Annotated in this window: 22 protein-coding genes; 10 read left to right on the top strand and 12 right to left on the bottom strand. The window is 75.5% G+C overall.

Going from position 1 to position 25,013, the window contains the following annotated elements; translation table 11 throughout:
- Window positions 1-9 precede the first annotated feature (9 nt).
- The 3 genes from AC6CH9_RS13185 to AC6CH9_RS13175 form a co-directional block, all read right to left on the bottom strand.
- Complete coding sequence (locus tag AC6CH9_RS13185; protein WP_498155290.1) at window positions 10-804, bottom strand: MBL fold metallo-hydrolase; 795 nt, start codon at window positions 802-804, stop codon at window positions 10-12.
- Window positions 801-2,993 carry an alkaline phosphatase family protein gene (locus tag AC6CH9_RS13180; protein ID WP_498155289.1) on the bottom strand — a complete coding sequence of 731 codons (2,193 nt, stop codon included), beginning with the start codon at window positions 2,991-2,993 and terminating at the stop codon, window positions 801-803. Before AC6CH9_RS13180 ends, AC6CH9_RS13185 begins: the two co-directional genes overlap by 4 nt.
- A gap of 67 nt (window positions 2,994-3,060) precedes the next feature.
- Window positions 3,061-3,294 carry a DUF3046 domain-containing protein gene (locus AC6CH9_RS13175; protein ID WP_087471778.1) on the bottom strand — a complete coding sequence of 78 codons (234 nt, stop codon included), beginning with the start codon at window positions 3,292-3,294 and terminating at the stop codon, window positions 3,061-3,063.
- A 117-nt stretch (window positions 3,295-3,411) separates the two neighbouring features.
- Between AC6CH9_RS13175 and AC6CH9_RS13170 the strand changes: the two genes are divergently transcribed.
- Complete coding sequence (locus tag AC6CH9_RS13170; RefSeq protein ID WP_498155288.1) at window positions 3,412-8,535, top strand: Lhr family helicase; 5,124 nt, start codon at window positions 3,412-3,414, stop codon at window positions 8,533-8,535.
- Between the two features lie 65 nt (window positions 8,536-8,600).
- Entirely contained in the window at window positions 8,601-9,440 is an 840-nt protein-coding gene (locus AC6CH9_RS13165) for a DNA-formamidopyrimidine glycosylase family protein (protein ID WP_498155287.1), read from the top strand.
- A gap of 52 nt (window positions 9,441-9,492) precedes the next feature.
- On the opposite strand, the gene AC6CH9_RS13160 is transcribed toward AC6CH9_RS13165, so the two are convergent.
- The 4 genes from AC6CH9_RS13160 to AC6CH9_RS13145 form a co-directional block, all read right to left on the bottom strand.
- The gene (locus AC6CH9_RS13160; protein WP_047234712.1) at window positions 9,493-9,834 is read right to left on the bottom strand and encodes a helix-turn-helix domain-containing protein; all 342 of its coding nucleotides are present in this window, start codon (window positions 9,832-9,834) and stop codon (window positions 9,493-9,495) included.
- Between the two features lie 359 nt (window positions 9,835-10,193).
- On the bottom strand, window positions 10,194-10,712 hold the full coding sequence (locus AC6CH9_RS13155) for a CinA family protein (RefSeq protein WP_498155377.1): 519 nt from the start codon (window positions 10,710-10,712) through the stop codon (window positions 10,194-10,196).
- Window positions 10,713-10,741: 29 nt separating this feature from the next.
- On the bottom strand, window positions 10,742-11,371 hold the full coding sequence (gene pgsA, locus AC6CH9_RS13150; RefSeq protein WP_498155286.1) for a CDP-diacylglycerol--glycerol-3-phosphate 3-phosphatidyltransferase: 630 nt from the start codon (window positions 11,369-11,371) through the stop codon (window positions 10,742-10,744).
- A 118-nt stretch (window positions 11,372-11,489) separates the two neighbouring features.
- Window positions 11,490-14,324: a DNA translocase FtsK 4TM domain-containing protein gene (locus AC6CH9_RS13145; RefSeq protein ID WP_498155285.1), complete on the bottom strand. Its 2,835-nt coding sequence runs from the start codon at window positions 14,322-14,324 to the stop codon at window positions 11,490-11,492.
- 143 nt (window positions 14,325-14,467) lie between these two features.
- Here AC6CH9_RS13145 and AC6CH9_RS13140 point away from each other — a divergent pair, with 143 nt between their 5' ends.
- Complete coding sequence (locus AC6CH9_RS13140; RefSeq protein WP_498155284.1) at window positions 14,468-15,400, top strand: MBL fold metallo-hydrolase; 933 nt, start codon at window positions 14,468-14,470, stop codon at window positions 15,398-15,400.
- 68 nt (window positions 15,401-15,468) lie between these two features.
- Here the strand turns inward: AC6CH9_RS13140 and AC6CH9_RS13135 are convergent, their stop codons facing one another.
- Entirely contained in the window at window positions 15,469-15,834 is a 366-nt protein-coding gene (locus AC6CH9_RS13135; protein ID WP_498155283.1) for an Imm51 family immunity protein, read from the bottom strand.
- A 79-nt stretch (window positions 15,835-15,913) separates the two neighbouring features.
- Complete coding sequence (locus AC6CH9_RS13130; protein WP_498155282.1) at window positions 15,914-16,324, bottom strand: hypothetical protein; 411 nt, start codon at window positions 16,322-16,324, stop codon at window positions 15,914-15,916.
- 109 nt (window positions 16,325-16,433) lie between these two features.
- On the opposite strand from AC6CH9_RS13130, the gene AC6CH9_RS13125 reads away from it, so the two are divergent.
- On the top strand, window positions 16,434-17,021 hold the full coding sequence (locus AC6CH9_RS13125; RefSeq protein WP_498155281.1) for a TetR/AcrR family transcriptional regulator: 588 nt from the start codon (window positions 16,434-16,436) through the stop codon (window positions 17,019-17,021).
- 135 nt (window positions 17,022-17,156) lie between these two features.
- Here AC6CH9_RS13125 and AC6CH9_RS13120 read toward each other — a convergent pair whose 3' ends face one another.
- Window positions 17,157-18,842, bottom strand: coding sequence for a ribonuclease J (locus AC6CH9_RS13120; protein WP_498155280.1), 1,686 nt, complete (start codon window positions 18,840-18,842; stop codon window positions 17,157-17,159).
- Window positions 18,843-18,892: 50 nt separating this feature from the next.
- Complete coding sequence (gene dapA, locus AC6CH9_RS13115; protein WP_498155279.1) at window positions 18,893-19,837, bottom strand: 4-hydroxy-tetrahydrodipicolinate synthase; 945 nt, start codon at window positions 19,835-19,837, stop codon at window positions 18,893-18,895.
- A gap of 112 nt (window positions 19,838-19,949) precedes the next feature.
- Between dapA and AC6CH9_RS13110 the strand changes: the two genes are divergently transcribed.
- From AC6CH9_RS13110 to AC6CH9_RS13085, 6 genes are all read left to right on the top strand, one after another.
- Window positions 19,950-21,434 (top strand): NAD-dependent succinate-semialdehyde dehydrogenase, encoded by a 1,485-nt coding sequence (locus AC6CH9_RS13110; protein ID WP_498155278.1) that lies wholly within the window; start codon window positions 19,950-19,952, stop codon window positions 21,432-21,434.
- A gap of 106 nt (window positions 21,435-21,540) precedes the next feature.
- Window positions 21,541-22,182: a TIGR00645 family protein gene (locus AC6CH9_RS13105; protein ID WP_498155277.1), complete on the top strand. Its 642-nt coding sequence runs from the start codon at window positions 21,541-21,543 to the stop codon at window positions 22,180-22,182.
- A complete protein-coding gene (locus AC6CH9_RS13100; protein WP_498155276.1) occupies window positions 22,179-23,003 on the top strand; it encodes an AzlC family ABC transporter permease in 825 nt (274 codons plus the stop codon). The genes AC6CH9_RS13105 and AC6CH9_RS13100 overlap by 4 nt, the downstream gene beginning before the upstream one ends.
- Complete coding sequence (locus AC6CH9_RS13095; protein ID WP_237842392.1) at window positions 23,000-23,320, top strand: AzlD domain-containing protein; 321 nt, start codon at window positions 23,000-23,002, stop codon at window positions 23,318-23,320. The genes AC6CH9_RS13100 and AC6CH9_RS13095 overlap by 4 nt, the downstream gene beginning before the upstream one ends.
- 42 nt (window positions 23,321-23,362) lie before the next feature.
- Window positions 23,363-23,872, top strand: a complete 510-nt coding sequence (locus AC6CH9_RS13090) for a GNAT family N-acetyltransferase (RefSeq protein WP_498155275.1) — start codon at window positions 23,363-23,365, stop codon at window positions 23,870-23,872.
- Window positions 23,873-23,952: 80 nt separating this feature from the next.
- Complete coding sequence (locus AC6CH9_RS13085) at window positions 23,953-24,411, top strand: hypothetical protein (RefSeq protein ID WP_498155274.1); 459 nt, start codon at window positions 23,953-23,955, stop codon at window positions 24,409-24,411.
- A 73-nt stretch (window positions 24,412-24,484) separates the two neighbouring features.
- On the opposite strand, the gene AC6CH9_RS13080 is transcribed toward AC6CH9_RS13085, so the two are convergent.
- Window positions 24,485-24,919, bottom strand: a complete 435-nt coding sequence (locus tag AC6CH9_RS13080; protein ID WP_498155376.1) for a hypothetical protein — start codon at window positions 24,917-24,919, stop codon at window positions 24,485-24,487.
- Between the last annotated feature and the right edge of the window lie 94 nt (window positions 24,920-25,013).

The following is a 25,013-nucleotide window of genomic DNA, read 5'->3' as shown; positions in this document are numbered from 1 at the left end:
CCGCGCCGCTCACACGTCGTCGGACGACGACCACGACTCCCCGGGGCGCAGGACCACGACGTGCGTCGCGGGCGCCTCGCGCTGCGCGGCCGCCTCGAACGCCGCGCCCGCGTGGTCCATCCAGCCGCGCGGGAGGTGCCGCCCGCCCGGCGCGTGGAGCGTGCCCCAGTGCACCGGGATCGCGACGCCCACGCCCACCTCGGCGCACACCCGCGCCGCCTGCACAGGGCCGAGGTGCCCGCCCGAGAGCCGGGGTCCCCACCCGCCGACCGGCACGAGCGCGACGTCCACCGGACCGCCCGCGAGCGCCGGCAGGTGGACCATGTCCGGGTAGTGCTCGGTGTCCCCGACCACCCACACGCGCACCCCGCCGGCGCGCACGAGGTGCCCGTTCGCCGCATTGGGCCGGTGCGGCATCGGGCGGTGCCCGTGCACCGCCGCGACGAGGCGCACCTCGACCCCCGCCGCGTCGGCCCCGACCGCGTGCCACGCGTCGTCGAGCCCGACCCCGCGCAGTCCCCTGGTACGCAGCCAGCGCGCGTTCGCCGGGGCCGTGAGCACGGGCGCGTCGCCGAGGAGGCGCAACGAGCGCAGCTCCGCGTGGTCGTGGTGCAGGTGGGACAGCAGGACGGCGTCGCTGTCCTGCCACACCGCGGCGGGTCGCTCCCCGCGCCGCCGCAGCATCCCTGCGTGCCTGTGCAGGAGCGGGTCGGTGACGAGGCGTACGTCCGGCACCCCCGCGCGTCGGGACCGCACGTCGAGGACGACGCTCGAGTGGCCGAGCCACGTCACGCGGACGCTCACGGCTCGCCCACCCGCCGCCCCGCGCCGTCCGCCGCCGGGGCGACGGACCGCACGCCGAGGTCGACGAGCCACGCCACGAGGCGCCGGTGCACCGCCTCCGCGCCGACGAGCATCGGCGTGCCGTCCACGTCCTCGAGCTCGTCGTCGGGCAGCCCGAGGTGCGCGGGGTGCAGCAGGACGGCCTCGTTCTGGGCCCCGCCGAGGCCGCCGTGCGACCCGACCAGTCCCTCGAACGCGTGCACCATCCCGACCTCGTCCACGCGCGAGACGAGCACGAGGTCGCCCGCGTCCTCCAGCCCTGCCACGCGCAGCAGGTCCGCCGCGGCGCGTGACCCGTAGCCCGCGAGCGGGTCGTCCCCCACGACCTCCCCGGTCCGCAGGTCGCGCGAGCCGCCGCGGCCGTGCGCCCGCACCTCCCCGCCCGCACCGCGCTCGACGACGACGCCGACGGCCGGGTTCGCGACGAGACCCGGGAGCAGCCGCGGCCACCGCTCGCGGACCTCGTCGCCCGTGAGCCGGCGGGGCTCGCGAGGGAACCAGACCATGCCCAGGTTGCCCGACCCCACGACCGCGACCTCCGGCAGCTCGGGCAGCGCGGCGTCCTGGGCGTCGGGGCGCCGCTCGCTCCGGTCCGGACCGACCATCATGCGCCCGTGGCCCGGACGAGCACCGTCGTCCTCGCCCGACGTCCCGCGTCGCAGCGCGTTGAGGGCGGTGTTCGCCGGGCCCCACGACTCGCTGTCCGGCGACGTGGCCCGACGGCGTCCCTCGGCCCGGGCGTCCTCCTCGCCGCGACGCACGCCGGTGCGCGGACCGGGCCCGGGTGCCATGAGACGCCGGACCTCGTCGAGGAAGGACCGGCCGTCGACCTGCTCGAACGTGGAGCCGAGCGACTGCCCGTGGTCGGACAGCACGACGACGTCGTAGCGGCGGGGCGCGACGGCGGCGACCTGCTCCCAGAGCCCGACGACCCGGTCGAGGCCCTCCAGCGCGCGCAGCGACTCGGGGCGCAGCGGCCCGGCGTGGTGGGCGATCTCGTCGTAGTCGACGAGGTCGACGCACACCACCGGCGCACCGCGCACGAGCTGCTCCGCGACGAGCGTCGTGTTGAGGTCGCGCAGCACGACGTTCGTGACCGCCCGCAGCACCGGGTACCACCCGAGGCGCGACACCCGGGGCTCCACGCCTCGCGCGGCCTGCTGCCAGCCCTGGTAGAGCTCCTTGAAGAACTCCCCCAGCGCGACGACGACCGCACGCACGAGCACGAACGGGCTCGCGAAGAAGCGCACGAACATCTGCCCGGGCCCGAGCCCCTCGCGCGCCCGGCTCATGACGAGCAGGCTCGTCGCCGCGTCGCCGGAGAACATCGTGGAGACGGCGACTCCCCCGCCCGCGAGGAGTCCGGAACCGTCGCTCGTGCGCGCCTCGACCGCGGCCGCGTCGGCGGGGCGGTTGGTCACGACGAGCCGGCCGAGGTCGCGCGACCACCAGCGGAACGCTGGCACGTGCTCCGTCGAGCCGTGCAGGAGCCCGATCGTGGAGGCGGGCGTCGTCGCGGGCACGCGCGCCCACCACGTCGTGAGGTGGTGGCTCCCGCTGCCCAGCCAGCGCGCGAGCGTCGGGGCGAGCCCGGCCTGGAGCGCGTAGTCGAGCGTGGGGCGCGCGACGCCGTCGAGCAGGACGACGAGCAGTCCCGCCGGGCGCTCGGTCGCACCCGCGCTCCCCGGGCCGCGTCGCGGCACGCCGGCCTGCCGGCGCGCCCGCCGGAGCAGGTCGCCGAGGACGTACTCGTTGTCGCTCGCCCCGACCACCCAGCGCCCGAGCGCCATGAGGACGGCCGCGAGCACGAGCACCACGAGCACGTCGACCCACGAACCGCTCCGGAACCCCGGCAGGTACGTGAGCGCCGCCCACGCGACCGCGAGCTGTGCCACCGCACCGGACACCAGCGCGCCGACCACGCCGAACCGGTGCGCCAGACGCCGGAGCAGGGGGCGCACGAGCACGTCGCCGAGCCCGACCGCGAGCGCCGCGAGGACGAGCGACCACGGGTTGGTGACCTCGACCCCGGGGACGAACCAGATCGCGAGCCCGAGGCCGACGGCCGTCGAGACGAGCGACCAGACGGCTCCGCGCACGTCGGCCGCGGTCACGCGGACCGCGGCACGGCCTCGGGCGGGAGCGCTCATGCCGCCATCATCGTGGCCCGCGGCCCGTCGCGCCCCTCGGCGGTCCTCGCCGACCGGCGCGGCGAGCTCAGCGGCGCGGCGGGGCCTGGCGGTGGTCGTCGTGGCCCCAGCGCCGCGCGTCGGGCACGTCGAGCGCGTCGCACAGGGCGTGCCAGACGACGCGCGGCTCGACGCCGTCCTCGAGCGCCTGGGCGGCCGTCCGGTCGTCGAGCGCGGACAGCACCTGCTCGCGGACGTAGGCGCGTCCCAGGGACGCGCCGAACACCTCGTCGACCAGCTCGGAGAACTCGCGGTAGCGCACGGCACCAGCCTCCCACGCCGCGCGCCCTCTCGGTCCGCACGGCCGAGCGCTCGCGCGGGCGGGCCGCCGGTCTCCCGTCGCGCGGCGCGTGTGGGTGGTCGCGGCGAGAATGGGCCGGTGACCACCGACCCGCTCGCGCGCTTCGCCGCGCCCACGCGCGCCTGGTTCTCCGGCGCGTTCGACGCCCCGACCGCGGCGCAGGCGGGCGCGTGGGACGCGGTGTCGAGCGACCGGCACGCGCTCGTCGTGGCGCCGACCGGGTCGGGCAAGACGCTCGCGGCGTTCCTGTGGTCGCTCGACCGGATCATGAGCGCGCCCGCGGCCGGCGAGGTCGCGCGCGATCAGCGCTGCCGCGTCGTGTACGTCTCGCCGCTCAAGGCGCTCGCCGCGGACGTCGAGCGCAACCTCCGCTCCCCGCTCGCGGGCATCCGCCAGGCGGCGGTGCGGCTCGGGCTCGAGGTGCCGGACGTCGTCGTCGGCACCCGCACGGGCGACACGCCCACGAGCGAGCGCCGCCGCCTGGCGACGCACCCGCCGGACATCCTCATCACCACGCCCGAGTCGCTGTTCCTCGTGCTGACCTCGCAGGCGCGCGCGGGGCTCGCGGGCGTCGAGACCGTGATCGTCGACGAGATCCACGCCGTCGCGGGCACCAAGCGCGGCGCGCACCTCGCGGTGTCGCTCGAACGTCTCGACGCCTTCCTCGAGGCACAGGACCGCCCGCCCGCGCAGCGCATCGGGCTCTCGGCGACCGTCCGGCCCGTCGAGGCGGTGGCGACGTTCCTCGGCGGCCACCGCCCGGAGGCGGAGGCGGGCCGCGAGGTCGTCGTCGTGCAGCCCCCGGCGACCAAGCGCATCGAGGTCGACGTCGTGGTGCCCGTCCCCGACCTCGCGGACCTCGGCACGGCCGCGCTGGTGCCCGACGCCGGAGCGCGCCCGGGCGAAGAAGCGCTCGGGGGGCGGGGCGCGGGTCGCGGAACGGCGGACGGGGACGTGCTGCCGCCCCTGCCGCCGGGCGAGCGGGACCTCTCCGGGCCCGCGACGTCCCGCCCGACCGGGGCGCCGGAGGTCCGGCCGCAGCGCCCGTCGGTGTGGCCGCACGTCGAGGAGCGGGTCGTCGACCTCGTCGCCGACCACCGCTCGACCCTCGTGTTCACGAACTCCCGCCGCGGCGCCGAGCGCCTCACGGCACGCATGAACGAGGTGTGGGCGGAGCGCCAGGGCGAGGACGTGCTCGACCCCGGGACGATCACCGCGGCCCAGGTGCAGGCGCAGTCGGGCGCGAGCTCCGGCGTCGAGCCGGTCATCGCCCGCGCGCACCACGGGTCGATGAGCCGGGCCGAGCGCACGCGCACGGAGACCGAGCTCAAGGACGGCCGCCTGCCCGCGGTCGTCGCGACGTCGAGCCTCGAGCTCGGCATCGACATGGGCGCGGTCGACCTCGTCGTGCAGGTCGGCGCCCCACCGTCGGTCGCCTCCGGGCTCCAGCGCATCGGGCGCGCCGGGCACCAGGTGGGCGCGGTGTCGCACGGCGTCGTGTTCCCCACCCACCGGGGCGACCTCGTGCCCTCCGCGGTCGTCGCCGAGCGCATGCGCACCGGGGGCATCGAGGAGCTCCACGTGCTCGCGAACCCGCTCGACGTGCTGGCGCAGCAGGTCGTGGCCATGGTCGCGGTCGACGAGTGGACGGTCGCGGAGCTCGCCACCGTGGTACGGCGCAGCGCGCCCTACGCACACCTGGGCGACGCCTCGCTGCACGCGGTGCTCGACATGCTCGCGGGACGGTATCCGAGCGAGGACTTCGGCGAGCTGCGCGCGCGCATCGTGTGGGACCGCGCGTCGGGCCGGCTCACGGGGCGGCCGGGCGCGCTGCGGCTCGCGGCGACGAGCGGCGGGACGATCCCCGACCGCGGGATGTACGGCGTCTTCCTCGCCACGGACGCCGCGACAGGAGGTGTGGCGGGCGACCCGGACACGGCGGGCGGGCGTGCCCCGCGCGGCGGCAAGCGCGTCGGCGAGCTCGACGAGGAGATGGTCTACGAGTCGCGCGTCGGCGACACGTTCACGCTCGGGTCGAGCACGTGGCGCATCGAGGACATCACGCCGGACCGCGTGCTGGTCACCCCCGCGCCGGGCATCCCCGGACGCCTGCCCTTCTGGAAGGGCGACTCCCCCGGGCGGCCCGCCGAGCTCGGCCGGGTGCTCGGCGCCTGGGTGCGCGAGACCGACGCGCTCGCGGCCGACGACCACGACGCCGCTGCCGACCGGCTCCGCGCCGCCGGGCTCGACGCGTGGGCGAGCGACAACCTCCTCGCGTACCTCCGTGAGCAGCGTGACGCGACCGGGCGCGTGCCCGACGACAAGACGGTCGTCGTCGAGCGGTTCCGCGACGAGCTCGGCGACTGGCGCGTCGTCGTGCACTCGCCGTACGGGGCCAAGGTCCACGCGCCGTGGGCTCTCGTGCTCGCCGCGCGGCTGCGTGAGCGGTACGGGGTCGACGCCGCGGCGATGCACGCCGACGACGGCATCGTCCTGCGGCTCCCGGACACCGGGGACTCGTGGCTCGAGGGAGCGACCGACGGCTCGGGCGGGCTCGGCGGGGACGCGCCCGTCGTCGGCGTGGAGGAGCTGCTGCTCGACCCGGACGACGTGCTCGACGCGGTGCGCGACGAGCTCGGCGGGTCGGTCATGTTCGCCTCCCGGTTCCGCGAGGCGGCGGCCCGCGCGCTCCTGCTCCCGCGGCGCCGTCCGGACCGCCGCCAGCCGCTGTGGCAGCAGCGCCAGCGCTCGGCCCAGCTCCTGTCCGTGGCGTCCGAGTACCCCGAGTTCCCGATCGTGCTCGAGGCGGCGCGCGAGTGCCTCCAGGACGACTTCGACGTCGCCGCGCTCACCGACCTCATGCGTGACCTGGCCGCCGGGCGCGTGCGCCTCGTCGAGGTCACGACCCCGACGCCGTCGCCGTTCGCACAGTCGCTCCTGTTCGGCTACACCGCGCAGTTCCTCTACGACGGCGACGCCCCGCTCGCGGAGCGGCGGGCGGCGGCGCTGTCGCTCGACCCGACCCTGCTCGCGGAGCTGCTGGGCGGCGACGGCGTCGCGGCACAGCTCGCCGACCTGCTCGACCCCGCGCAGATCGAGCGGACCGAGGCCGAGCTCGGCGCGCTCGCGCCCGAGCGGCAGGCCCGGCACGCCGAGGACGTGTGGGACGTGCTGCGCCGGCTGGGACCCCTCACGGACGCCGAGGTCGCGGCCCGCGCGCGCGAGGACGTGCGCGACGGCGCGGCCGGCTGGCTCCGCGAGCTCGAGGCCGCGCGCCGCGTGATGCGCGTCCGGCTCGCGGGCGTGGACGCCGACCGGGCGCAGCAGTGGGCCGTCGTCGAGGACGCGGGGCGCCTGCGCGACGCGCTAGGTGTCGCGCTGCCCGTCGGTATCCCCGAGGTGTTCACCGAGCCCGTCCCCGACCCGTTGGGCGACCTCGTGCGCCGCCACGCGCGTACGCACGGCCCGTTCACCGCCGTCGACCTCGCCGCACGCCTCGGCCTGGGCGTCGCCGTCGTCGTGCAGACGCTCGAACGGCTCGAGGCGGCACGGCTCGTCGTCCGGGGGCGCCTGCGGCCCGAGTCGATCGGCGGCACCGGCGACGACTGGTGCGACGCCGAGGTGCTGCGCGTGCTGCGGCGCCGCTCGCTCGCGGCGCTGCGCGCCGAGGTCGAGCCGGTCCCCGCAGAAACCCTCGGCGTCTTCCTGCCGCGGTGGCAGGGGCTCGGGGCGCTGCGCGGGACCGACGGCCTGCTGCGCGTCGTCGAGCAGCTCTCGGGCGCGGCGGTGCCCGCGTCGGCCCTCGAGACGCTCGTCCTGCCGTCCCGCGTCACCGACTACACGCCGACCATGCTCGACGAGCTGACGACGACCGGAGAGGTCGTCTGGTGCGGTCATGCGGCTCTCCCGGGGTCCGGTGGGGGCGACGGGCTCGTCAGCCTGCACCTCGCGGAGTGGGCACCGCTCACGCTCCCCGACCCGGGTCCGGCGCCCGAGGCCGGGCTGCACGCGACCCTCCTCGACCTGCTCGACGGATCGGGCGGGTACTTCCTCCCACGCCTCGCAGAGCGGGCGGGCGCGGACGTCGGCCCGACGCTCGAGGCGTTGTGGGACCTCGTGTGGTCGGGCCACGTGACGAACGACGGGGTCGGCTCGTTGCGCGCCCGGCTCGGTGCCGGGGGCGGCGCCCACCGCGCCCCGCGCGCGCCGGCGCGCGCGCGTCCGGTCGGGCGCGGGCGGTTCGCCGGGCTGCGCCCTCCGGTCTCCCCCGACACGACCCTGCGCGGGGGTGCGGGCCGCTGGTCGGCGCTGCCCGCGCGCGAGCCCGACCCCACCCGCCGGGCGCACGCGCTCGCGCGCGTCCTGCTCGACCGGCACGGCGTGCTCACGCGCGCCGTCGCGCCCGCCGAGGGAGTCGCAGGGTCCTTCCGCGCGGTGTACCGCGTCCTCAGCGAGCTGGAGGCGACCGGGGCCGCGCGGCGCGGGTACTTCGTCGAGCACCTCGGCGGCTCGCAGTTCGCGCTCCCGGGCGCGGTCGACCAGCTCCGGACCGACGGGCAGGACCGCGAGCGCGCGCTCGAGGCGGCCGCAGCCCGCGGGATGCGCCGAGCACCCGGTGACGGTCTCGCCCCGGCGTCCGGCGACCCGATGCTCGACGACCCGAGGCTCGGTGACCCGGGGCCCGGCGGCCACCGGCCCGCGCGCGGCGGTCCGCGCCCGGGCGCCGTCCTCCTCGCCGCGACCGACCCCGCCAACCCGTACGGCGCGGCGCTGCCGTGGCCGGCGCGACCGTCCGCCGTCGGGCCGGGTGCCGCGACCACCACGACCGTCGCGTCGCACGCCGGCGGCGGTGCAGCGCCGTCGGACCGCGCGACGACCGGTGCCGACGCGTCACGCGGGCATCGTCCCGGGCGCAAGGCCGGGGCCGTCGTCGTGCTGAGCGACGGCGACCTCGCGCTGTACGTCGAGCGCGGGGGCCGGTCCGTCCTGTCGTTCGTCGACGGCCCGCGGCTCGCGGAGGCGAGCGCCGAGCTCGTCCGCGCCGTGCGAGCGGGTCGGCTGGGCAAGGTCGTCGTGCAGCGGGTGGACGGCGTCGAGGCGCTGGCCGGCGCGGGCACGACGGCCACCCCCGCCGACGACGCGGTACGTGCCCTCCTCGACGCCGGCTTTCGCGCGACGCCACGCGGGCTGCGGGCGGCCTGAGGTGGCGACCGACGGCGGGGGACACGCGCGCCGCCGCCCCCTCGCGACCACCTGGGGGTGCGGCCGTGCCCGAGGGTGACATCCTGCGCCTCGTGTCCGCGCGGCTCGACGAGGCACTCGCCGGGCGCGTCCTCGTGCGCGCGGAGCTGCGCTGGCCGAGCGCCGCCGAGGTCGACCTGACCGGCCGGACCGTCGTCGAGAACGTCCCGTACGGCAAGCACCTCTTCACGCGCCTCGACGACGGCCGGTCGCTGCACACCCACCTGCGCATGGAGGGGTCGTGGCGCATCGCGCGCACGGGTGCGCGCGATGCGCGCGGCACGGAGCCGAACGTACGCGTGGTGCTCGCGAACGAGTGGTGGACGGCGGTCGGGAACCGGATCGGCATGGTGCACGTGCTGCGCACCGCGGACGAGCGGGTGGTCGTCGGTCCCCTCGGACCCGACGTGCTCGGCGACGACTTCCCGGAGACCGGCCTGCCCGAGGCAGTGGCGCGCATGCGGGCCGACGACGCGACGGGCGGGAGCGGCCCCCGGCACCGGCCGGAGCGGGCCGCGACCGGTGTCCCCGTCGCGGAGGCTCTTCTCGACCAGCACCTCGTCGCGGGGATCGGCACGATCTACACGGCCGAGTCGCTCTTCGCCGAACGTGTCTACCCCTGGACGCCCGTGCGCGACGTCGAGGACCTGGAAGGACTCCTCCTCACGGCCCGCGCGCTCATGCAGCGCACCGTGCGGCACGGGTTCGACCCGCGCGCCGGCGTCGTGCGCCACGTGCACGGGCGCACACGAAAGGCGTGCCACGTGTGCGGCACGCCTGTCGTCGAAGGTACGGCGAACGAGCCGCCGTACGACCGTCCGGTCTTCTGGTGTCCCTCGTGCCAGGCGCCGCCCGCGAGCGGGTGAGTGCGGGCGTCGCTGCCCGGCACCCGCTCGTCGGGTGGCCCCGGCGTGACCGTCAGCCGACGGGCTGAAGGTCCTCTCGTCGTGCCGTGCCCTCGGGGTTCTGCCGTCCGAGCACCGCGGTCGCGAAGTCGGCCGGGATCGTGTCCGGGATGAGCAGACCCTCGGCGACGGCGACCCGGTCGCTGACCTCGCGCAGCACCAACGACATCGGGATGTCGAGCGCCTCGCAGATCGAGCCGAGGAGCTCTGACGACGCTTCCTTCTGACCGCGCTCGACCTCGCTGAGGTAGCCCAGCGAGACCCGTGCGGCGGAGGACACCTCTCGCAGGGTGCGCCCCTGTCGCTGGCGAGCGTCTCGCAGCACGTCCCCGATCTCTCGTCGAAGAACAATCATCTGGCGACCCCCTTCCGTGTCCCGTGCGCCCCCGGGTGCCGGTGAGGCCCCGACCTGGGTGCGCGAACTGCTCGTGCCGGTCTTCCTGTTCACTGCCCCGCGTGACGGGGTCGTCCTACCGTACCCCGCCCGCGGTCCGCTCACGTCTCCGGTCCGGCGTGCCGGACCGGCCGTCGGCGCGTTGTCCGTGCGGCCCACCGGTCGGTTGACGGTCCTGTTGGCGATCACGTGCTGTGCAACGTCCCGACGTGGGGGCTTGTTCCCGCGCCCGCCTGCCCGGCGAACCCCCCGCGGCACGTTCACGACCTCTCCACGCGCCGCACCGGAGTCGGCGGTCGCCCGGCCCGGGCGGTCGCGGATCACCCGCCGATTTCACCCGGCCCGCCGTCGTCGGCAGGCCCGTCTACCACGGTACGGACGAGGTCGATCGCCGCAGCGACCGTCCCGGCGCGGACGGCCGCGCGCTCGCCGGCGAGGTGCAGCCGCTGCACGCGCGTCCCTCGTGGACTGCTCGCCGCGACGAACACCGTGCCCGGTGGCTGGCCGTCCTGCGGGTCCGGTCCCGCGACGCCCGTGGTCGCGACCCCGACGTCCGCACCGAGCACCTCCCGCACCCGCTCCGCCATCTGTCGCGCGACGTCCGGGTGGACGGCCCCGTGGGCGGCGAGGAGGCCGCCGTCGACCCCGAGCACGGACTGCTTGACGTCCGTCGCGTAGGCGACGACCGCGCCCCGGAGCACGCGCGACGCCCCGGGTACGTCGACGATAGCCGCAGAGAGCAGTCCCCCGGTGAGCGACTCGGCCGTCGCGAGCGTCCACCCCCGCGCCTCGAGCGTGGCGAGGAGGCCGACGACGTCCGGTCGCGTGGCGGGGACCATCGCCCCCTCGGGCTCGCGCGCCGCCCCGGTCACGAGGCCGACGCACCGTCCGGAGCTGCGCCGCGCTCGGCGAGGCGGGCCGTGCGGATCGCGTCGCGTCGCAGACGCCAGCCCTGGTAGGCGTACTCGAGCCCCGTCACGACCGTGACGAGGATCGCCGCGGCGAGCACGACCCAGGCGACGACGCCGATCCACGCCGGCAGGTGCGACAGGGGCAGGAGGAAGAGCGTGATGGCGACGGTCTGGAGCACCGTCTTGAGCTTGCCTCCGCGCGACGCGGGCATGACGGCGTACTTGAGGACCGCGAACCGCAGGAGCGTGACGCCGAGCTCGCGCACCAGGACGACCACGGGGACCCACCACGGCAGCTCGCCGAGCGGCCACGCGAGCAGGACGAGCGCGGTGCCGACGAGCAGCTTGTCCGCGATCGGGTCCAAGAGCTTGCCGAGGTCCGTGACGAGGTCGTACTTGCGCGCCAGGTAGCCGTCGAGCCGGTCCGACGTCGCGGCCAGCACGAAGATGCCCGTCGCGACGAGCCGCCAGGTGACGGACTCCCCACCGTCGACGAGGAGCGCCCACGCGAAGAACGGGACGAGCAGGATCCTCGCCATGGTGACGAGGTTCGCGGAGTTCCACGGCGAGGGGACGGCAGTGACCACGTGACCAGCCTAGGGGGTCGTCGGGGGTGCCCCGCGCGCTCGTCCACCGCCGCGACCGTCCGGCCCGTGCCGGCTCCGGGCGAGCCCGGTGGCAGCTCGGGGCCCGCTCAGCACCCGGTCAGCGCCAGCCCGACTCCACGTCGGCACCGTCGTGGTAGTCCGTCGCCACCGGCGGCATGTGCCCGTCGGTGCCCTCGCCGTAGTCGTGCCCCGCGCCGCCACCCGGCGCCGCAGCGGGCGCGGGCGCCTGGCCGTCGAAGACGTCCTGCGCCGGCTCGCCACGGATCAGCGCGAGCGCCGACGGCAGCTCTTCCGGCGTCACGAGCACCTCGCGCGCCTTGGATCCCTCGGACGGGCCGACGATCTCGCGCGACTCGAGGAGGTCCATGAGGCGACCCGCCTTGGCGAACCCGACGCGCAGCTTGCGCTGGAGCATCGACGTCGAGCCGAACTGGGAGGTCACGACGAGCTCCGTCGCCTGGAGGAGCAGGTCGAGGTCGTCGCCGATGTCCTCGTCGACCTGCTTCTTCGCGGCAGTCTGCGTGACGTCCTCGCGGTAGACCGGCTTGAGCTGCCCCTTCACGTGCTCGACGACCGAGTGCACCTCGGACTCGGAGACCCACGCGCCCTGGACGCGCATGGGCTTCGCGGCGCCCATCGGGAGGAACAGCGCGTCACCCTGACCGATGAGCTTCTCGGCGCCCGGTTGGTCGAGCACGACGCGCGAGTCCGCGAGCGAGGAGGTCGCGAACGCGAGCCGCGACGGCACGTTGGCCTTGATGAGGCCGGTGACGACGTCGACCGACGGTCGCTGCGTCGCGAGCACGAGGTGGATGCCCGCGGCGCGCGCGAGCTGCGTGATGCGCTGGATCGACGCCTCGACGTCGCGCGGGGCGACCATCATGAGGTCCGCGAGCTCGTCGACGACCACGAGCAGGTACGGGTACGGCGCGATCTTGCGCTCCGAGCCCGGCAGCGGCTTGACCTTGCCCGAGCGCACGGCTGCGTTGAAGTCGTCGATGTGCTTGTACCCGAACGCGGCGAGGTCGTCGTACCGGGCGTCCATCTCCCGCACGACCCAGTCGAGGGCCTCGGCGGCCTTCTTCGGGTTGGTGATGATCGGCGTGATGAGGTGCGGGATGCCCTCGTAGATCGTCAGCTCGACGCGCTTGGGGTCCACGAGCACCAGGCGCACCTGCTCGGGCGTCGAGCGCATGAGGATCGACGTGATCATGGAGTTGATGAAGCTCGACTTGCCGGCGCCCGTCGCGCCCGCGACGAGGATGTGCGGCATCTTCGCGAGGTTCGCGACGACGTAGCCGCCCTCGACGTCCTTGCCCACGCCCATGACCATGGGGTGCTCGGTCCGCCGCGCCGCCGACGAGCGGAGCACGTCGCCCAGCACGACCGTCTCGCGGTCGGTGTTGGGGATCTCGATGCCGATCGCCGACTTGCCGGGGATCGGCGCGAGGATGCGCACGTCCGCGCTCGCCACCGCGTAGGCGATGTTGTTCGAGAGCGACGTGATGCGCTCGACCTTGACCTTCGGACCGACCTCGACCTCGTAGCGTGTGACCGTCGGTCCGCGCGTGAAGCCGGTGACCTTCGCGTCGACCTCGAACTGCTCGAACGTCTGGGTCAGCGCCTCGACGACGCGGTCGTTCGCGGCGGAGCGCACCTTGTGCGGCGCGCCCTTGACCAGGGAGTCCTCGTTGGGCAGGAGGTACACCGTGTCGCCCTCGAGCATCGGCTGCACGCCGCGCGGCAGGGGGCTGCTCGGCGGGGGCGGCGGCACGCTGCCCACGCCGTCCCCGGGGGCGGGGGCGACGGCGCCCATCGCGGCTGCCGCCGTGTCCTGCGCGGTGCCCTGCCCGACGGCGGGCACCGCCTCGGTCGGCGCGGTGCCGGGCGCCGGGTCCTCCCCGCGGCGCTTCTTGCCCCTGCCGCGAGGGGAGTCGTCCTCGTAGTCGAGGAACGCCGCCGTCTCGAACGCCTCGTCGCCCGAGAACCCGCCCTCGGGCTTCTCGATCTCGGCGGCCTCCGCCGCGCGCTGCGCCTTGGTCTTCCGGGGCTTGCGCGGGCGACGGCCCGCCGGCACGTCCGTACCGTCGTGGCGCGAGACACCCTCCGCGAGCGCGAGCCCGTCGGCGTCCGGCTCCTCGCCGTCCGCGCGGTGGTTGCCCGTGAGCACGTCGTAGAGGCCGCGCAGCCGGCTCGGGATCCGGTGCACGGGGGTCGCGGTGACGACGAGGAGCCCGAAGAAGCCGAGCAGCAGGAAGATGGGGACGGCGAACCAGGGCGTGAGCCCGGTGGTCACGGGCGTCGCGGCGAGGTAGCCGACGATCCCGCCCGCGTCCTGCACGGCGTCGAATCCGTCGCGCGGCGCCGGGAGGTCCTCGGAGATGTGCACGAGCGAGCACACCGACACGACGATGAGCGTGAGCCCGATCGCGACGCGCGAGTTCGCCTGCGCGCGCTCGGGGTGGCGCATGATGCGCACCGCGAGCCAGAGCAGCAGGACGGGCACCGCGACGCCCGCGAGGCCGAACGTGCCCGCGACGACGGCGTGGACGACCAGGCCGAACGTGCCCTGGATGCCCCACCACTCGCGGGCCGCGACGACGACCGCGAGGGCGATGAGGAAGAACGCGACGCCGTCGCGCCGGTGTGCCGGGTCCAGCTCTCTTGCTCCCTTTCCGATGGTGCGCACGAGCGCCCCGAGGCCGTGCGCGGCGCCGAGCCAGACCGCCCGCACCGCGCGGACGGGCCACGGCGGCCCCGCCGCCGGGCGCCGGGCGGGCCGGCGCGCGCCGCTGGAGGTGGACCGCCCGCGACCTGCACCGGCGCGCGACGTGCCGCGGGCCGAGGACGAACCGCCGCGCGCCGAGGTACGGGGCGCTGGCGTGCGGTTGCTCGCGGTCCGACGTGCCTGCGGGGACGTGCGGGTCGCCATAGTGGTCCTAACCTACCTGCGAGGGACGACACGGACGCGGACCCGGCATCGCGTGTCCCCGCCGGAGTGCTGCCGGACGGACGGCGACCCCGCGACCGATGCCCGTGATCGACGACCCGTGAGCCACCAGGACCGGAGGACCCGTGCACGAGCCCACGCAGCAGCGGAACGACGTCCCGAGCGACGCACCGGGCGGCGGACCGAGCGAACCACCGACCGACCGGGCCACCGCCGCCGCGGTCGGGTCGGCGGCCGCACCGCGAGCGCGCGATCTCGTCGAGGCGGTCCCGGGGGTCTGGGTCGCGACGGCGGAGATCTGGACGACGACGTCGACCGTCGTCACCACGCCGGACGGCGAGGCGCTCGTCGTGGATCCGGCGGTGACGGTCGCCGAGGTCGAGGGGCTCGGCGCCGCGGTCCGGGCGCGCGGCTGGCGCGTGACCGCCGGGTTCGCGACGCACCCGCACTGGGACCACGTGCTGTGGTCCCCCGGGCTCGGCGACGCGCCCCGCTGGGCGACGGCGCGCACGGCCGACGCGACGCGGCGACGGCGGACCGCGGTGCTCGCGTCGGCCGAGGCCGCCGCGCCCGGCCACGACCCCGCGCTCGTGGGCACGCTGACCCCGCTCCCCCGCGGCGCACGCCGGCTCCCCTGGCCCGACGCCGCTCCGACCGACCCGAGGACGGTGACCGTCGTCGAGCACGACGCTCACGCGCCGGGCCATGCCGCGCTGGTGGTGCGCACGCCGCACGGGTGCGTGCTCGTGGCGGGCGACATGCTCTCCGACGTCGAGGTACCGCTCGTCGACACCGACAGCCGCGACCCGATCGGGGTCTACCGCGGCGCGCTCGACGCGCTCGAGCTCGCCGCGCGCGACGTGGACGTGCTCGTCCCGGGTCACGGGAGCCCCGCCGTCGGACGTGCCGCGGTCTGCGCGCGGTTCGCGGCCGACCGCGCCTATCTCGACGCACTGGACGCAGCACTCCGCGGCGGGACCGTGCCCGACGACCGTCGGCTCACGGGCTACGTCGCCGAGTGGCACGACGCGCAGCTCGAGGCGTTGCGCTCGCGCTGAGCCGCCCGGCCCCGTCCACGCACGGTGCGGGCCGCGACCCGGAGCGCGGCCGACGCAGGTCGCCCGGCTCAGTCGTCGAGCCCGAGCTCCACGGACCGGGCGAGCGCCGCGTCGAGCTCCTGCGCGTCGGTGACCAGGCGGTGCAGGTGCCGTGCCGCGGCGTGCAGGGCGCCGAGGTCCGACCCGTAGACGCTCACCGTGCCGCCCTCGGGGTCGAACCCGACCGCGTCCAGGACGCTCGGCTCACGATCGGTCAGCGTGGCACGGAGCGCGCCGGTGAAGTCGTACCCGGACCCCTCGATGCCGTGCCGCTCGAGCGCGCTCCTGTGCTGGTGCCACTCCGGGCCGCCGGGCGAGTAGATGATGCTCCACCCCTGGGCCTGGGTCACGAGGCGGACGGGTTCGAGCGGGGCGAAGTCCTCGGCGTTCGTCATGCGGGAACCGTAGCGGTGACCACCCACGGCCCCGCGGCCGACCTCCGGGGACGCCGGCCGAGCCCGGGCCGCACCGTCGTCAGCCGAGGAAGAGCCCGACCGCGAGCGTCACGACGCCCGCGGCGAGGACCACCCCGCCGGCCGGGAGCAGCACGACGGCCCGGTTCGGTGCCTCGCGCCCCGAGCCTGCGGCGGAGAGGAAGAACCCAGCGGGCAGGAGGATGGCGGCGACGAGCACCCCGGTGGCGGCGAGCCACCGCCAGAAGCCCGCGAGCGAGGTGGCCTCTGCGAGCAGCAGGCACACGAGCCCCAGGACGACGAGCACGCCCGCGTGCGCGTGCCCGGCGCGGAAGAAGGAGGTCTGGAAGCCCGTCGCCGGCACGCGGCGCGTGACGACCTTGACGAGGAACGCGCCGCCGGACTCGATGCCGACGACCGTGAGGAGGACGATGCCCGCGGTGATGCGGGCGGCGTCGGTGAGCTCGAGCACGGGACCTCCTGAGCTGGCGGGACACTCGGCGCACGGCACGCCGCGAGTTTTCGAACACCGTTATAGAACAGCGTTCGCAAACCCGTGTCAAGCCCTCTAGACTCGTCGCGTGGCACGACCTCGACTGCACGACGAAGCCCTGCGCGACCGCCTCCTCGACGTGGCGTCCCGAGCCATCTCCGAGCACGGCGAGGGTGCCGTGACGGTCCGTTCGGTGGCGACGGCCGCGGGGACGAGCCCGTCGGCCGTGTACGCGCTCTTCGGCAGCCGCGACGAGCTCGTGGCCGCCGTGTCGGAGGAGGGCTTCCGGCGGTTCGCGGCCCACCTGGCGGCCGTCGGGCGGACCGACGACCCGGGTGCCGACCTCGCCGCGCTCGGCGGCGCCTACCGGGGGTTCGCCCTCGCGGACCCGCACTTCTACGCCGTGATGTTCGCGCGCGGGGTCCGGCCCGCCGCGGACCGTCCGCGTGCCGTCGAGGAGCCGACGTTCCTCGTGCTGCGCGACGCGGTCGCACGGCTCGTGCCGGACGCGACGACCGCCGACGACGTCGCCCTCGGGCTGTGGGGCCTTGTGCACGGCCTCGTCTCGCTCGAGCTCGCCGGCCTCGTCCCCGGCGACGACGCGGAGCGCACCGCACGCTACGGCGCGACGCTCGGCGCCGTCGGCCCCGGGCTGGTCCGGCGCACCGGGACGTGACGGCCGCCGGCCCGGTCGCGCGGGCCCATCCCGAGACGTGAGAAGTGGCCCCCGCCAGACCGACGGCAGGGGCCACTTCTCGCTTCTCGAACTGGCGCATCCCCCTGAGGGGTCCGCCGGCGCCGACGTCGTCGGTCAGGCCTCGACGACCACCGGGACGATCATCGGGCGGCGCCGCAGGCGGTTGGAGACCCACCGCCCGATGACGCGGCGCATGACCTGCTGGAGCTGGTGCGTGTCGGTCGCTCCGCCCGCGATCGCGTCCTCGAGCGCCTTGACGACCTCGGGCTGGATGTCCTGGAACACCTTGTCGTCCTCGGCGAACCCGCGCGCGAGGATCTGCGGGCCGGCGAGCACCTTGCCGGTCGCGGAGTCCACGACGGCGAAGACGGACACGAAGCCCTCCTCGCCGAGGATGCGCCGGTCCTTCAGCTCGGCGTCGGTGATCTCGCCGACGCTCGACCCGTCGACGTACACGTACCCGCACGGGACCGCGCCGACCACGGACGCCTTGCCGTCGACGAGGTCGACGACGACGCCGTCCTCGGCGAGCACGACCCGGTCGGCGGGCACGCCCGTGCGGACCGCGAGCGCCCCGTTGGCGACGAGGTGGCGGACCTCGCCGTGCACCGGCATGACGTTCTTGGGCTTGAGCACGTTGTAGCAGTAGAGGAGCTCGCCCGCGCTCGCGTGCCCGGACACGTGCACCTTGGCGTTGCCGCCGTGCACGACCCTCGCGCCGAGGCGCGTGAGCCCGTTGATGATGCGGAAGACGGCGTTCTCGTTGCCCGGGATGAGCGACGACGCGAGGATCACCGTGTCGCCGTGGCCGACCTGGACCTTGTGGTCGCCGTTGGCCATGCGCGACAGCGCCGCCATGGGCTCGCCCTGGGAGCCGGTGCACATGAGCACGATCTCGTCGTCGCGCAGGGAGTCGACCTTCTTGAGGTCGATGAGCACGCCCTCGGGCACGTGGAGGTACCCGAGCTCTGCCGCGATGGTCATGTTGCGGACCATCGAGCGTCCGACGAGCGCGACGCGGCGCCCGTGGTGGTGCGCGGCGTTGAGGACCTGCTGCACGCGGTGCACGTGCGAGGAGAACGACGCGACGATGATGCGCTTCTCCGACGCGGCGAAGACGTTGTCGAGCACCGGGCCGATCTCGACCTCGGGCGTGACGAACCCGGGGACCTCGGCGTTGGTCGAGTCGACCATGAACAGGTCGACGCCCTGCTCGCCGAGCCGCGCGAACGCCCGCAGGTCCGTGATGCGCCCGTCGAGCGGGAGCTGGTCCATCTTGAAGTCGCCCGTGTGCAGCACGGTCCCGGCGCCGGTCGTCACGGCGACCGCGAGCGCGTCGGGGATCGAGTGGTTGACCGCGACGAACTCGCAACGGAACACGCCGAGCTGCTCGACCTGCCCCTCCTTGACCGCGAGGGTCACGGGCGAGATGCGGTGCTCCTTGAGCTTCGCCTCGACGAACGCGAGCGTGAGCTGCGACCCGACGAGCGGGATGTCGCGGCGCAGGCGCAGCAGGTACGGGACGGCGCCGATGTGGTCCTCGTGGCCGTGCGTGAGGACGATCGCCTCGATGTCGTCCAGACGGTGCGCGATGTAGTCGAAGTCCGGGAGGATGAGGTCGACGCCGGGCTGGTTGTCCTCGGGGAAGAGGACGCCGCAGTCGATGACGAGCAGGCGCCCGTCGTACTCGAGGACGGCCATGTTGCGGCCGACCTCACCGAGACCGCCGAGGGCGACGATGCGCAGCCCTCCGGCGGGGAGCTCGGGAGGCAGGGAGAGTTCGGGGTGGGGATGGCTCACGGGGCCTCCTGTCGTGGCTGAGCCGGGGGTTTCGAGGGCTCCTGCCCTCGCTAGTTCGTGGGTGCGGCAGCGCCTGCCGCGGTGGTCGCGCCCGCGAGCACGCCCGCGGCGGCGAGGGCGTCGCGCACGAGCGCGACGTCGTCCTCGGTCGCCGCGACGTTCGGCAGGCGCAGGAAACGGTTGTCGGTGAGGCCGAGCAGCTCGACGGCGGCCTTGGCCATGACGGCCTGGAAGCCGGCACCGTTGAGCGCGTCGATGACGGGCGTCGTGGTGAGGAAGACCTCGAGCGCGCCCGCCGGGTCGCCGGCGTCGAAGCGGCGCACGACCTCCGCGAACTGCGGCGCGACGGCGTGCGCCGACACGGAGACGATACCCGCGGCGCCGTGCGCGAGGAACGGGAGCAGCAGCCCGTCGTCGCCGCTGTAGAAGGCGAGGCCCGTCGAGGCGGCGAGCTTCGCGGCGGCGTAGACGTCGCCCGTCGCGTCCTTGCTCGCCACGACCCGCTCGTGCGCCGCGAGGCGCGCGTAGGTGTCGGGCGCGACGCGCACGCCGGTGCGGCCGGGGACGTCGTACAGCATGACGGGGAGGTCGGCCGCGTCGGCGATCGCGGCGACGTGGCGGTAGACACCTTCCTGGCTGGGGCGCGAGTAGTACGGGGTGACGACGAGGAGCCCGTCCGCCCCGGCCTCGGCGGCCTGCTCGGCCATGCGCAGCGCGTGGTCCGTGTCGTTGGACCCCGCGCCGGCGAGGACGGCCGCGCGGTCCCCGACCGCCTCGACGACGGCGCGCACGAGGTCCTGCTTCTCGGGGGCGTGGGTCGTGGGCGACTCGCCCGTGGTCCCGCTCAGCACGAGGCCGTCGTTCCCGTCGTCCACCAGGCGCTTCGCGAGCCGGGCCGCCGCCGCGAGGTCGACGGCGCCGTCGGGCGTCATCGGGGTGACCATGGCCGTGAGGACGGCACCGAACGGGCGCGCGGGGGTGGCAGGAAGGACCATGTGCACAAACTACCGTGCGGCGGGTCCCCGTACCGCGCCCGTCCGGGCGCGGGGCCGCCCCGCGACCGCCGCCCGGGTGCGGCCCCGCGACCCCGAGGGCGATACTCGGAGCATGTCCCGCCCCGCCTCGACGTCGAACCTCTCCCCCGCGCTCGTCGCGCACGTGCCCACGGGGCTGCTCGTCGACGGCCACTGGGGAGCGGCCGAGGGCGGACGGACGTTCGAGGTCGAGGACCCGGCGACGGAGGAGTCCCTCTTCGACGTCGCGGACGCGAGCCCCGCCGACGCGCTGCGCGCCCTCGACGCCGCGCACCGGGCCGCGCCCGCGTGGCGCGCGACGCCCCCACGCGAGCGGGGCGAGGTCCTGCGTGCCGTCTACGACCGGGTGGTCGCGCGGGCCGACGACGTCGCCGCGCTCATCACCGCCGAGTGCGGCAAGCCGCTCGCGGAGGCGCGCGCCGAGGTGCTCTACGGCGCCGACTTCCTGCGCTGGTACGCCGAGCAGGCGGTGCGGGCCGAGGGCCTCGCCCGCACGGCCCCGGCCGGGGGCAACCGGCAGCTCGTCTTCCGCCGGCCCGTGGGCCCGGCGCTGCTCGTCACGCCGTGGAACTTCCCCATCGCGATGGCGACGCGCAAGATCGGCCCGGCGCTCGCGGCCGGTTGCACCGTCGTGATCAAGCCGGCACGGCTCACACCGCTGACGACGGCGCTCGTGGCCGAGGTCATCCGGTCCGAGCTCGCCGACCGCGGGCTGCCCACCGGCGTCGTCAACGTCGTCCCGTCCTCGCGCGCCGCGGACGTCACCGAGCCGCTCCTCGCCGACGAGCGCCTGCGCAAGCTGTCGTTCACGGGCTCGACGACCGTCGGCCGCACGCTGCTCGAGAAGGCGGCGTCCCAGGTGCTGCGCACCTCGATGGAGCTCGGCGGCAACGCGCCGTTCCTCGTCTTCGCGGACGCCGACCTCGACGCCGCGGTCGAGGGCGCGCTCGTCGCGAAGCTCCGCAACGCGGGCCAGTCCTGCGTCGCCGCGAACCGCTTCCTCGTGCACGACGCCGTCGCGCGCGAGTTCGCCCAGCGCCTCGCCACCGCGTTCGACGACCTGCGCGTCGGCCCGGGCGCGCAGGACGGGACGCAGGTCGGCCCGCTCATCGAGGCGAAGGCCGTCGACAAGGTCGCCGAGCTCGTCGAGGCCGCGGCCGACGGCGGGGCCCAGGTGCTCACCGGCGCGGAGCGGCCCCGCTCCCCCGGCTACTTCTACTCCCCCACCGTCCTGTCGGGCGTCGACCCCGACGCGCGCGTCGTCACCGAGGAGATCTTCGGTCCCGTGGCGCCCGTGGTCGCGTTCGGCGACGACGACGAGGGCCTCGCGCTCGCGAACGCCACCGAGTACGGGCTGGCCGCCTACGCGTACACGTCCTCGCTCGACCGCGCCGTGCGCGTGTCCGAGGAGGTCGAGGCGGGGATGATCGGCATCAACCGCGGCATGGTGTCCGACGCGAGCGCGCCGTTCGGGGGCGTCAAGCAGTCCGGCCTCGGCCGCGAGGGCGGCGAGGCGGGCCTCGAGGAGTACCTCGAGACGGTCTACGTCGCACTCTGACGCCCGTCGCTCGCGCTGCTGCGGGCGTGACCGGCGTCGTCGGGCCGTCACCCGGCGTTGGTAGCCTGACGCTCCCCTGCCACCGACTCCCGGAGAGCCCACGCCCGTGACCTCGTCGCCCGCGTCGACCATCAGCCCGAACGTCCCCTCGCCCAGCGCCCGCGTCACGACCGTCGGGTACATGATCTTCGCGTCCCGCTGGCTCCAGGCACCTCTCTACTTCGGCCTCATCGTGGCCCAGGTCGTCTACGTCTGGCAGTTCCTCAAGGAGCTGTGGCTCCTCATCGTCGGCGGCTTCACCGGCCGGGCGATGGACCACTCGACGCACGAGGTCGTGGACTTCGGCGCCGAGGAGATCATGCTCGCCGTGCTCGGCCTCGTCGACGTCGTCATGATCTCCAACCTCCTCATCATGGTCATCGTCGGCGGCTACGAGACGTTCGTGTCGCGCATCCGGCTCGACGGCCACCCGGACCAGCCCGAGTGGCTGAGCCACGTCAACGCGAACGTGCTCAAGACCAAGCTCGCGATGTCGATCATCGGGATCTCCTCCATCCACCTGCTGCGGACGTTCATCGACAGCGCGCGGTACACCCCGACACAGCTCATGTGGCAGACGCTCATCCACCTCGCGTTCGTTGTCTCGGCGCTCGCGCTCGCCCTCATCGACCGCATGTCCCTCACCGCGCACCAGCGCGCGGCCAACGCCGCCGCGGCGGGCGAGGGCCCGGCCGACCCGCACGCATGAGCCGGCCCGACGACGTCGCGCGCCCCGACGCCGAGCCCGACGCCCCGGCGACGCTCGACGCCGAGGTGACCGTCGCCGTCGAGCATGCCGTCGAGGACGAGGTCCGCGTCGCGGTGCGCCAAGCCGTGTCGGTTTCCGTCGCGACGGGGCTGTACGGGATCTCGTTCGGGGCGCTGTCGGTGGTCGCGGGGCTCGACGTCGCGCAGACCATGGCACTGAGCCTGCTCATGTTCTCGGGCGGCTCGCAGTTCGCGCTCATCGGCGTGGTCGGTGCGGGCGGCGCGCCGACCGCCGCCGTCGCCACCGCGGGGTTCCTCGGGGTCCGCAACGCCCTGTACGGAGCCCAGCTCGGCCCGCTGCTCGCCCTGCGGTCGTGGCACAAGGTCGTCGCGGCGCAGTTCACGATCGACGAGTCGACGGCGGTCGCGACGGCCCAGCGCTCGCGCCGCGCCGTCCGGGCGGGGTTCTGGTGGACGGGCGTCGGCATCTTCGTGCTGTGGAACGCCATGACTCTCGTCGGGGCGCTCGCCGGGGACGCGCTCGGCGACCCGCGCGCGTGGGGGCTCGACGCCGCCGCGGCGGCCGCGTTCCTCGCCCTCCTGTGGCCCCGTCTGGCGGCGCGGGCGATGCAGCTCACCGCGGCGGCGGCCGTCCTCGTCGCGGTCCTGCTGATCCCGGTCGCGCCGGGCGGTGTGCCGGTGCTCGCCGCGGCCGCCGTCGCGATCGTCATCGGGCAGGTGGACACGCGGCGCCGTCGTGACCCGTCGGGCGGGTCGTCGGCACCGCCCGTCGACGGGCGCCCCGGGAAGGAGTCGTCATGACGCCAGCGTCCGTCTGGGTCGTCGTGCTGGTCGCGTCCGCCGTGTGCTTCGCGCTCAAGCTCGCCGGTCACCTCGTGCCCGAGCACTGGCTCGCCGACGAACGCGTCGCGCGCACGGCGGCGCTCGTGACCGCCGCGCTCCTCGCCGCGCTCGTCGCGGTGCAGACGGTCGGCGACGGGCAGGCGCTCGTCGTCGACGCGCGCCTGCCTGCGCTCGGCGTCGCGGCGGTCGCGCTCGCGCTGCGCGCGCCGTTCATCGTCGTCGTGGTCCTGGCTGCGGCCACCGCCGCCGGCCTGCGGGCCCTCGGCTGGGGCTGACCTCCGGCCCGAGGTGTGGCCCACGTCTCGTAGGGTGAACCCGTGAGCCTCTTCCGCGAGACCGCCGACGTCTCCGTCCGCCCTGCCGTGCCCGGCGACGACGTCGCGATGACCGCGATCCAGGTGGGCGCGTGGCGCTCGTCGCACGAGGCGGTCCTCGGCGAGGACGTGCTCGACGCGCTCGACACCGTGCGGATGCGCGAGCAGTGGGCCGCTGCCATCTCCTCCCCTCCGGGGCCGGGCTTCGGCGTGCTCGTCGCGTGCGTCGGCGCCGACGTCGTCGGGTTCGCCGCCGTGGCGCCCGGGCAGGTCCTCGCGCTCGAGGTGGAGCCGCGGCACCAGCGCGGCGGGCACGGGTCGCGTCTGCTCTCCGCCGCGGTCGACCGGCTGCGCCGCGACGGCGCGGAGGAGGTCGTCACCTGGGTGCTCGACGGAGACACGGCGCGCGAGACCTTCCTCGCCGGGGCCGGGCTCGGGCCCGACGGGCGCACCCGCACGCTCGCTACCGGGGTGCGCGACGTCGTCGAGCGGCGCTGGACGGCCGAGATCTGAGGGATCGCGCGACCGTTCGTCGCGCAGCCGTGACACCGCCGTGACCCGTTCGCGCGCCTGACCTGCGAGGATCGACCGCCATGGGCATCCTCACCGACTACTTCTCCGCACCCGACGACGCACAGGCCGGGCGCGCGGCGCGTCAGGGCCCGAGCAGCCCAGACCCCCTGACGAACCAGCCGGTGTTCCCCACGGTCGAGCTCAAGGGCATCGACCCGTTCGTCGTGCTGGGCACGCTCGCGGGCCTCCTCACGGACCGCCCGTACGCCGAGGCGAAGAGCGACCCCCGGCACGGGGAGCTCGTCGCGAGCGCGGGAGACGAGGGCCCGTGGGTCGTCGCGGTCACCGCGGAGCTCGTCACGGCGCTCGCCGCGGCCACACCGACCGATCTCGACGCCGTCGCCGTGCGCTGGGCCGCCACCGAGGAGCTGGAAGGCTCCGACCCCGCCGACCTGGCCGGTGCCCTGCGCCGGCTCGCGACGCTGTGCGTCCGGGCGGACGACGCGGGCCACCGGCTCTACTGCTGGACCAGCCTCTGAGCCGCCGACGCGTTCCACCAGGTGTGAGGTCGCCCATGAAGCGCGCTACCTCGGGCGTGGTGGACCGCCCCCGTCACCGACGGGCACGGTAGAGCGCCGCAGCCTTGCGCAACGCCTCGCGCGCCCGACGGCGGTCGCGCGCCGCGTCGTAGGCGAACGCGAGGTGGTACCAGGCCTCCCAGCTCTGCGGGTCGGCGTCGACAGCGTCGCGGTAGGGACCGAACGCCGCGTCGGCGGCGTCCCGGTCGATGCGCCCGCCGGGCGAGCGCGGCAGGTCGTCGACCGGCAGCCGACCCTGGGCGGCGAGGTCGTCCGCCATGCGCTGCACGGTGCCGGCGAGCAGGAACTCGCGCCCGACCAGCCCCACCACGAGCAGGGGCAGGACGAGCACGCCCGCGCCGATCACCATCGCGACCGGCTCGCCCGTGCCGAGGAGCGCGGCGGCACGCCCCGCCACCTGCCACACGTAGAGCGCGAGCAGGAGCGTCACGAGCACCGCGCCGACGATCGCCTTCCACGGCCGGGCGGCGCGCGACCGCCCGGTCGTCCCCTCCGGACGGCCGTCGTCGCTGCCGCCGTCGGCGTCAGGACCGACCGGACCG

Source organism: Cellulosimicrobium sp. GQ32 (genome assembly GCF_059758455.1).
Note: the sequence above shows the minus strand (reverse complement) of the source record. Positions and strands in the feature narration are given on the sequence as shown.

Excerpts from the sequence above, each read along its gene's own strand:
- AC6CH9_RS13180 (WP_498155289.1), bottom strand. The coding sequence starts at position 2,993 with ATGAGCGCTCCCGCCCGAGGCCGTGCCGCGGTCCGCGTGACCGCGGCC.
- AC6CH9_RS13160 (WP_047234712.1), bottom strand. The coding sequence starts at position 9,834 with ATGATTGTTCTTCGACGAGAGATCGGGGACGTGCTGCGAGACGCTCGC.
- AC6CH9_RS13155 (WP_498155377.1), bottom strand. The coding sequence starts at position 10,712 with ATGGTCCCCGCCACGCGACCGGACGTCGTCGGCCTCCTCGCCACGCTC.
- AC6CH9_RS13145 (WP_498155285.1), bottom strand. The coding sequence starts at position 14,324 with ATGGCGACCCGCACGTCCCCGCAGGCACGTCGGACCGCGAGCAACCGC.
- AC6CH9_RS13135 (WP_498155283.1), bottom strand. The coding sequence starts at position 15,834 with ATGACGAACGCCGAGGACTTCGCCCCGCTCGAACCCGTCCGCCTCGTG.
- dapA (WP_498155279.1), bottom strand. The coding sequence starts at position 19,837 with ATGGTCCTTCCTGCCACCCCCGCGCGCCCGTTCGGTGCCGTCCTCACG.
- AC6CH9_RS13110 (WP_498155278.1), top strand. The coding sequence starts at position 19,950 with ATGTCCCGCCCCGCCTCGACGTCGAACCTCTCCCCCGCGCTCGTCGCG.
- AC6CH9_RS13100 (WP_498155276.1), top strand. The coding sequence starts at position 22,179 with ATGAGCCGGCCCGACGACGTCGCGCGCCCCGACGCCGAGCCCGACGCC.
- AC6CH9_RS13095 (WP_237842392.1), top strand. The coding sequence starts at position 23,000 with ATGACGCCAGCGTCCGTCTGGGTCGTCGTGCTGGTCGCGTCCGCCGTG.
- AC6CH9_RS13085 (WP_498155274.1), top strand. The coding sequence starts at position 23,953 with ATGGGCATCCTCACCGACTACTTCTCCGCACCCGACGACGCACAGGCC.